Raw genomic sequence first — 969 nt, forward strand, 5'->3', positions numbered from 1 at the left:
AGCTACCGAGGCTCCCCTAGGACCTCCTTCTCCACTTGCAACATAGGGTTTATTATCAAACGATTCTTCACTACTATTTGCTTTTGTTCTAACTTTTGATAAAAACAACATATAGTCATTAGTTCTATCAAAAGATTGTTCAATTGTCCAGACCACATTACTTCCAAGGACATTTATCGTCTCTATTGGAAAAACACCCTCATCCGTTTTTCTAGCAATCGCAAACTTTCCTGCTTCACCGTTAGCATCAACAGCTGCCCAACCACCAAAATCATGAATTTCCTTCACCTCTCCGACAGCAACGCCTGTAGAAGCACCAACTTCGTTCATATTTTGGATTTTTTCATTATTTTCTACCTTATCTGGTAAGTTCTTCAAGGCATTAACCAACTCCTCCACACTAGCATCCGCACTTGGTGCTGTGTAAGTCTGGTTTGCCGATGGGTCATCCGTTGCAGCATCTGCATCTGGAGTGGCACTTATATCACGTTTTTTACGTGATTTTGGTTTCTTGCTTTCTGTTGTTGCCGCGGGCTTGGTTGTTTCTACCGATCTAGTAGATTCCTCTTCAACTGTTGCTCTTGTTTGGTCTTTGTTTTCTACACTATTTATTTCTGTAGATAGCCTACCAGTCTTGTTCTCAACTTCTGTATCTAGAGCACTAGGCGACGCTACTGGAGTCGCCCCGTAGGTTCCATTCTGAACATCTGGGTCTTTCAGTGGTGAGCCTTGTGTTTCCTCATTAGTTGAGGTTACACCTTGCTCTGTGGCAGACACTGTCCCATTTCCTGGAAACATGAACAAGGCTGCTACTGCAACACTAGCAGCTCCAAAGCTAACCTTACGAATCGAAAACCGCAAGCGTTTTTCTCTATCTTCATTACCTTTATAAAACATATATGAATTTACTCCTTTTCCGATGATTATCGGTTAATATATATACGGAAGGGCAATAAAAAGCCCCCACCC

The 969-nt window shown here is 42.2% G+C and carries 1 protein-coding gene; it reads right to left on the bottom strand.

Annotation, left to right across the window (positions count from 1 at the left end; genetic code table 11):
- Window positions 1-897, bottom strand: an 897-nt coding sequence (locus SMIDD26_RS07190; RefSeq protein ID WP_134990232.1) for a YSIRK-type signal peptide-containing protein, incomplete at its 3' end; no start/stop codon positions are given.
- Between the last annotated feature and the right edge of the window lie 72 nt (window positions 898-969).

Origin of the sequence: Streptococcus mitis (assembly GCF_001579035.1) — a bacterium.
In the GTDB taxonomy this organism is placed as follows: Bacteria; Bacillota; Bacilli; order Lactobacillales; family Streptococcaceae; genus Streptococcus; species Streptococcus mitis_J.